The 6,979-nt window shown below is 75.1% G+C and carries 6 protein-coding genes; 3 read left to right on the top strand and 3 right to left on the bottom strand.

What is annotated here, in order from left to right; translation table 11 throughout:
• Positions 1-54: 54 nt before the first annotated feature.
• Positions 55-1,401, top strand: a complete 1,347-nt coding sequence (locus ACZ58X_RS09500) for an MFS transporter (RefSeq protein WP_470333068.1) — start codon at positions 55-57, stop codon at positions 1,399-1,401.
• Positions 1,402-1,527: 126 nt separating this feature from the next.
• Positions 1,528-3,378 (top strand): acyl-CoA dehydrogenase, encoded by a 1,851-nt coding sequence (locus ACZ58X_RS09505; RefSeq protein WP_470333069.1) that lies wholly within the window; start codon positions 1,528-1,530, stop codon positions 3,376-3,378.
• 115 nt (positions 3,379-3,493) lie between these two features.
• Here ACZ58X_RS09505 and ssuE read toward each other — a convergent pair whose 3' ends face one another.
• The 3 genes from ssuE to ACZ58X_RS09520 all read right to left on the bottom strand — a co-directional run bounded on the left by ssuE (position 3,494) and on the right by ACZ58X_RS09520 (position 6,278).
• Positions 3,494-4,033, bottom strand: coding sequence for an NADPH-dependent FMN reductase (ssuE, locus tag ACZ58X_RS09510; protein ID WP_465653811.1), 540 nt, complete (start codon positions 4,031-4,033; stop codon positions 3,494-3,496).
• Positions 4,034-4,143: 110 nt separating this feature from the next.
• Positions 4,144-4,377: a phosphopantetheine-binding protein gene (locus ACZ58X_RS09515; RefSeq protein WP_380402165.1), complete on the bottom strand. Its 234-nt coding sequence runs from the start codon at positions 4,375-4,377 to the stop codon at positions 4,144-4,146.
• The gene (locus tag ACZ58X_RS09520; RefSeq protein ID WP_470333070.1) at positions 4,374-6,278 is read right to left on the bottom strand and encodes an HAD-IIIC family phosphatase; all 1,905 of its coding nucleotides are present in this window, start codon (positions 6,276-6,278) and stop codon (positions 4,374-4,376) included. The genes ACZ58X_RS09515 and ACZ58X_RS09520 overlap by 4 nt, the downstream gene beginning before the upstream one ends.
• 191 nt (positions 6,279-6,469) lie before the next feature.
• On the opposite strand from ACZ58X_RS09520, the gene ACZ58X_RS09525 reads away from it, so the two are divergent.
• Positions 6,470-6,772 carry a DUF6059 family protein gene (locus tag ACZ58X_RS09525; RefSeq protein ID WP_470333071.1) on the top strand — a complete coding sequence of 101 codons (303 nt, stop codon included), beginning with the start codon at positions 6,470-6,472 and terminating at the stop codon, positions 6,770-6,772.
• Positions 6,773-6,979 lie beyond the last annotated feature (207 nt).

Raw genomic sequence — 6,979 nt, forward strand, 5'->3', positions numbered from 1 at the left:
CCGCGCCGCCCACACCGACCGCGCCGGGCATGTCGGCCCCGTCGGCGGCCGGGCATGACCGACGTCGCGGTGCAGCCGCTGGCCCGACCGGGACTGGCCCTCGGAGTGCTGGCCGGGGCGCTCGCCCTGGACGTGAGCGGCCTCGGGGTGCTCAACGCCGCCCTGCCCTCCGTCGGCACCCGCTTCGACCTCGCCGACACCACCCTCCAGTGGGTGATGACCGCCTACGCCGTCACCTTCGCCGGCTTCCTGCTGGTCGGCGGCCGACTGGCCGATGTGCTCGGCCGGCGGCGGGTGTTCGAGGTCGGCGTCGCCGTGTTCACCGCCTCCGCGCTGGCCGGGGCGGTGGCGCCGAACATCGGGGTGCTGCTGGGGGCGCGCGCCGTCCAGGGCGTCGGCGCCGCGCTGTCGGGACCGGCCGCGCTGGCCCTGCTCTCCGAGGCGTTCCCGGCCGGTCCGGCCCGCAACCGGGCGTTCAGTGTCTACGCGGCGGTCGGCGCCGCGAGTTTCAGCGGCGGGGTGATGCTCGGCGGCGTGCTGACCCAGTTCCTCGGCTGGCGTTCGGTGCTGTGGTTCTCGGTGCTGCTGGGGACCGGCGTGCTGGCCGTGACCAGGATCGGCCTGCCCGACGGCCCGGGGCACAGCGGCCGGCTGGACCTGCCCGGCGCGGTCGCCGGCACCCTCGGCCTCACCCTGCTGGTGGTCGGGGTGAGCAGCTCCGGCGCCACGGCCTGGACGGTGCTGGCCGTCGCCGCGCTCTGCCTGGTGCTGTTCGTGGTCCGGGAACACCGCACCGCCGACCCCGTCCTCCCGCTCGGCCTGTTCCGGCTCGGCTCCGTCCGGGCGGCCGGCCTGGCGGCGTTCCTCCAGTACACGGGCTCGGTCGGGATGCTGTTCTTCGCGCCGCTGTACCTCCAGGGGATGCTGGACTACTCCCCGTTCGAGTCCGGCCTGGCACTGGTGCCGATGTCCGCCGCGGTGTTCCTCACCGCCAACTTCGCCACCGGCCGGCTGCTGGCCCGCTTCGCCCCGCGCACCCTGATGTCCGTCGGCCTGGTCCTGATCGGCGTCGGCGCCGGGCTCTGGCTGGGCACCCCGCACGACGGCTCCTACCTGGTGCACGTGCTGCCCGGCCTGGTGCTCAGCGGCATCGGCCAGGGGCTGAACTTCCCCTCGATGACCACCGCCGGGCTGGCCGGCGTCCCGGCCGAACGGCAGGGCGTCGCCGGGGCGGTCAACGTGGTGACCCAGCAGATCGGGGCGAGCGTCGGGGTGGCGCTGATGGTCCTGGTCGCCGGGACCAGCGCGGACCAGCTCGACGGCTACCACCTCGCCTACGTCACCGCCGCCGCGGCCTGCCTGCTCGGCGCCGCGGTCATCGCCGCGGGGCGCCGCACCTGACGGACCCCGCGCCCACCGGGCCCGGCCCTTCCCGAGCCCGAGCCTGGGTCCGAGCCTGGGCCTGGGCCTGGGCCTGGACCGGGTGCCGGTGTCCGGCGACGGTTGACGGCTCCGGTCCGGTGGAGCATGCTGCTGACGAAGCCAAGCAAGCGCTTAGTCACTCGCGAAAGGCGCCACCCCGTGCCGTCCCTGCTGCTCTCCCGCCGCGACCTCGACTTCCTGCTGTACGAGTGGCTGGACGTCCCCGCGCTCACGGCGCGGCCCCGGTACGCCGACCACTCGCGGGACACCTTCGACGCCGCCCTGGACCTCAGCGAGCAGGTCGCCACCCGGCACTTCGCGCCGCACAACAAGCGGAACGACGCCGAGGAACCGCGCTTCGACGGCGAGCGGGTGCACATCATCCCGGAGGTCCGGGAGGCGCTGGCCGTCTTCGCGGACACCGGCCTGCTCGGCAGCGCCATGGACCAGGAGGTCGGCGGCGCCCAACTGCCCTCCGTGGTGGCCAGCGCCTGCTTCGCCTGGTTCCAGGCCGCCAACCCGGGGACCTCGGGCTACCCGTTCCTCACCGTGGGCAACGCCAACCTGCTGCTGGCGCACGGCAGCCGGGACCAGATCGACACCTACGTCCGGCCCATGGTCGAGGGGCGGTTCTTCGGCACCATGTGCCTGTCGGAGCCGCAGGCCGGCTCCTCGCTCGCCGACCTGCGCACCCGGGCGGAGCCGCGCGCGGACGGCAGCTACCGGCTGTTCGGCAACAAGATGTGGATCTCCGGCGGCGACCACGAGCTGTCCGAGAACATCGTCCACCTGGTGCTGGCCAGGATCCCCGGCGGGCCGCCCGGGGTGAAGGGCCTCTCGCTGTTCATCGTGCCCAAGGTGCTGGTCGGCGCCGACGGCGCGCTCGGCGAGCGCAACGACGTCGTCCTGGCCGGGCTGAACCACAAGATGGGCTTCCGGGGCACGACCAACACCCTGCTCAACTTCGGCGAGGGCGCGCACCGGCCGGGCGGCGAGCCCGGCGCCGTCGGACACCTGGTCGGCGCGCCGCACCGCGGCCTCGCGTACATGTTCCACATGATGAACGAAGCCCGGATCGGCGTCGGCCTCGGCGCCACCGCCCTCGGCTACACCGGCTACCTGCACGCCCTGGACTACGCCCGCACCCGCCCCCAGGGCCGTCCGGTCGGCGCCAAGGACCCGGACGCGCCCCAGGTGCCGATCATCGCCCACGCCGACGTGCGCCGGATGCTGCTGGCCCAGAAGTCCTACGCGGAGGGCGCGTTGGCCCTGGTGCTGTACTGCGGCCGGCTGCTCGACGAGGAGCGCACCGGCGCCTCCCCCGAGGACCGCGCCCGTGCCCACCTGCTGCTGGACGTCCTCACCCCGATCGCCAAGAGCTGGCCCTCCCAGTGGTGCCTGGAGGCCAACAGCCTCGCCATCCAGGTGCACGGCGGCTACGGCTACACCCGCGAGTACGACGTCGAGCAGTTCTACCGGGACAACCGGCTCAACCCCATCCACGAGGGCACCCACGGGATCCACGGCCTCGACCTGCTCGGCCGCAAGGTCGTCATGGACGGCGGCGCGGGCCTGCGCCTGCTCGCCGAGACGGTCTCGGCGACCACCGCCCGCGCCGTGAACGCCGGGGGCGAGGCGGCCGAGTACGCGGGGCAGCTCGACGAAGCCGTCCGGCGCATCGTCGCGGTCACCCGGCGGCTGTGGGCGACCGGGGAGCCGGAGACGGCGCTCGCCAATGCCACCGTCTACCTGGAGGCGGTCGGCCACACCGTCGTGGCCTGGCTGTGGCTGGAGCAGCTGCTCGCCGCCGACGGGGGCGGCGAGCCCGTGCACGAGGGGAAGCGGCACGCCTGCCGGTACTTCTTCCGACATGAACTGCCCAGGACGGAGGCCCAGTTCCGGCTGCTGGAGAGTCTGGACCGGACTGCCGTCGAGATCCCGGACGACGCGTTCTGAGGGTGGTCCGGCGCCCCGGGAGGCGGCCTGCTGACCGCTGCTGATGGCTGATGCCGCTGACCGGTGCCGCTGACCGGTGCTGCTCACCGGAGAGGCGGTGCGGGGCGGTGGCGGCTCAGCCCACGGGGGTCGGCAGGGCGTCGGCGAACCGGCCGACCACCTCGTCCAGGGCGGTGGCGGCGGCGGGGGAGAGTTCGGTGCTGCCGTCCGGCGCGGTCAGGATGTCGCGGTCGAGGACGAACCAGCCCTGGGTGACGTGCGCGGCCCCCATGCTGGTGAGCACCGGCCGCAGGGCGTAGTCCACCGCCAGGACGTGGGCCGGCGAGCCGCCGGTGGCCAGCGGCAGCACGGTCCGGCCGGCGAGGGCGTACTGCGGCAGCAGGTCCAGCAGGCACTTGAGCAGGCCCGAGTAGGCGGCCTTGTAGACGGGCGTGCCCACCACGACGCCGTCGGACTGCCGCAGCAGCTCGGCGACCTCGACGACGGCGGGGTGGGAGACGTCCGCGCCGGTGAGCACCTCCGCCGGCAGGCGGCGCACCTCCAGCGGGGTGACGTGGTGGCCGCGGGCTTCGAGGCGCTGGGCGGCCGCCCCGAGCAGGCGGGTGGTGCGGGAGACGGGGGACGGGCTGCCGGAGAGGGTCAGGATGCGGGCCATGGGAACCTCGATCGGGTGGTGCGGTGGGCGGGTGGGTCGCCGTACGGTGCGCGGGTGGGCCGTCGCGAGGCGGCGTGCGGGTGGGGCGTCGTACGGCCTGCGGGCCGGTGTCAGACGGTGGCGATCCGGTGGATCTCGGCGAGGGTGCGGGCGTCCAGCAGGTCGGGCAGCGACAGCCGGCGGCCGCTGAGGCGTTCCAGGGCGGTGAGCAGGCTCAGCAGGTGGAGCGAGTCCCAGCCGGGGAGGTCGTCGAAGTCGACCTCGGCGTCCTCGGGGCCGAGCGGCAGGCCCAGTTCGGTGGCGGCCACGGTGATCAGTTCGGCGAGGCCGTCGGGGGCGGTCATGCGGGGTGTCCTTCCAGGAGGCCGGCCAGCTCGGCGTCGAGCCGCAGGTGGCCGGGCGGGGGCAGTTCGGTGTCGAGGTCGTGGCGGAAGGCGAGTCCGCCGTCCGCCGCCGGCGAGCCGTCGGCGGGGACGAAGCCGTACCGGGGGAGCAGGTCCTTGACCGTGCCGTTGCGGGGGCCGGGCCGGAAGTGGCCGGTGACCGCGCGCAGGCCGGTGTCGGCGGCCAGGCCGAGGACGGCGGACAGCACCGCCTGCTCGATGCCGCGGGAGAACACCCGGCAGCTCAGCAGGAAGTTGTCGATCCGCAGCGCCTCGCCCTCCCGGGCCAGGAAGACCGCGCCGACCAGGCCGTTGTCGCCGAAGCGGTCGGCGGAGCGCACGGTGAGCACCCCGGAGCCCTCGGCGGCCGCGAAGGCGGCCACCTCGGCGGGCTGGAGGCGGCGGGTGGTCAGGTTGAACTGGTTGGTCCGCAGGGTGAGTTGGGAGATCCGGGGGAGTTCCTCGGCGGCCAGCGGGCGCAGTCGGACCTCGACGCCCAGCTCGTTCAGGTAGTCGGTGAGCGAGTCGAAGCCCTGGAGGAAGTCGCTGCGGGCGACCTCGCCCCGGTAGAGCTCGGCGCGCCGGCGGTCCTCGCCGGTCAGCCGGCGGACGTCGAACCAGCCGTCGGACAGCAGCCGTTCGACGTGCAGCGCCGGTTCCTCGTCCACCGCCACCACCGCGACCTCCGGCAACTCCCTTCCGACCAGGCCGCGTTCGTAGGGCGAGTCGTCGACGAAGACGAAGCCGGAGGTGCCCAGGTTGAGCGCCTCGGCGAGGTCCGTGATCCCGGCCGGCTTGGGGCGCCAGTCGGCCGTCACCCGGACGAAGTCCGCCTCGCGCAGCGTCATCTCGGGGTGCTCCCGCAGGACCGTCAGGACCGGCTCGCGGTCGTTCTTGCTGACAGCGGCGAGCAGCACGCCCTGGGAGCCGAGCTGTTTGACCACCCGCTGGAACCCGCGGAACGCCTCGCCGCGCGGCGTCCCGCCCGCCTCGACGCCCTCCGGGCCGTCGTCGCCGAGGATGCCGCCCCACACCGTCTGGTCCAGGTCCAGGACGAGCACCTTGCGGGTCAGCCCGGCCAGGTGGCGGGCCAGGTGCCCGGCCTCGCGGGCGTAGGCGGCGAGCAGCGGCTCGGAGAGGTGGGCCTTCGCGTAGACGTCGAGCCGGGCGTCGGTGACCGGGACGCCCTCGGCGAGCAGCGGGTCGAGGTCGAGGACCACCACCGAGGGGTTCTCCTCGCCCAGCCGCAGCAGCCGGGCGTTGGCCTCCCGCCAGAGCGCGCCGAGCCGGGCCCGGGACTGGTGGTCGACCAGCTGGTGGGTCCAACGCCTCGGCAGTGGAACGGTGTTGAGGACCAGGACGCCGCGGGCCGAGGCCGCGAAGCGGGCCGCCAGTGCGGTGATCAGCTCGACCTTGCCGTCCAGCACCCGGGCCGCGTCCTCCGGCCGCCAGGGCAGCGGGACCTCGTCGAAGACCACGGCCGGGTCGAGCAGGCAGAGCGTCAGGTCCGGATCGGCGGCGTAGAGCGCGCTGTCGGGGTCGGACAGCTCGAACACCCAGCTGTCGAAGTCGCCCCGGTACGGGCGCAACAGCAGTCCGTGCCGGGCGAGTTCGCCGGTCAGCGGAGCGATCAGCGGGCCGACGGTGCCGTGCCCGAGGACGGCGACGGTGAGCGCGGGGGTGCCCGGGTGGGCGGCCAGCACCTCCGTCGGGTCCAGCCCGGCCAGGATCCGGCCCGCGTGCGCCGTCCGGGCCGGGTCGGCCTCCGCGAGCAGGGCGCGGACGCCGGGGTACTCGGCGGCGAGGCGGCCCTGACGGCGGAGCGCGAGCAGGGCGTGGGCCGGGTCGGCGGTCGTTTCCATCGGGGCTCTCCGATCGGTCTGCTCCGGGGCGTGGGGCCGGGGAGCGGTGCCGGGCCATCGTGGCCGGGCGGACTGAACCGGGCCTGAATCCCGGCCGGGCGAGGGCGGTTCAGGGCCGGTTCAGGGCCGTTTTCGCGGCACCCCGGAGAGTGGGTGGCTCCCTCGACCCCGAGACCCCGGGAGGTACCGGGTTGGACGTCCTGCATCCCCGGTCGGCGCGCCGGCACCGGGCTGCCGCCTGGGCCCTGCGCCGGATCCTGCTGCCGATGAGGTGGTTCGCCGTCGGCTGGGCGCCGCTGCCGGGCTGCGACGGCTCGGAGTGGGCCGGCCCGCCGCCGCGGCCCCGTTCTTCTTCGTCGTCGTCGCCGTCGTCGCCGTTGTTTCCGTCGTCGCCGGTCGGCCCGCCGGCCGGGCACCCCGAGCGGCTGCTGGTCGGGGTGCCGCCCACGCCCGTCGAGCGGGAGCTGTGGGCGGGCCTGACCCGGCCGGGCTGAGCGGGCGACGTTCAGGGGTGGTTCAGCCGCCCCGCCGAGCATGACCGCCGGGGCCGGCCGGTGCCGGCGCACCCCGGCAGCCATGGCGCTGCCGCCGCGACACCCGGCCGGCGCCCCCGCCCGGCCCCGGGCCGCCGCCCCGCCAGCACTCCGTCACCACGCCACACCGGCCCGACGCCCGACGCCTGACGCCCGACGCCCGACGCC

It is taken from the genome of Kitasatospora sp. NPDC040550 (genome assembly GCF_055594965.1).

Coding starts and splice junctions, on each gene's coding strand:
- ACZ58X_RS09500 (WP_470333068.1), top strand. CDS start 55: ATGACCGACGTCGCGGTGCAGCCGCTGGCCCGACCGGGACTGGCCCTC.
- ACZ58X_RS09505 (WP_470333069.1), top strand. CDS start 1,528: ATGCTGCTGACGAAGCCAAGCAAGCGCTTAGTCACTCGCGAAAGGCGC.
- ssuE (WP_465653811.1), bottom strand. CDS start 4,033: ATGGCCCGCATCCTGACCCTCTCCGGCAGCCCGTCCCCCGTCTCCCGC.
- ACZ58X_RS09515 (WP_380402165.1), bottom strand. CDS start 4,377: ATGACCGCCCCCGACGGCCTCGCCGAACTGATCACCGTGGCCGCCACC.
- ACZ58X_RS09520 (WP_470333070.1), bottom strand. CDS start 6,278: ATGGAAACGACCGCCGACCCGGCCCACGCCCTGCTCGCGCTCCGCCGT.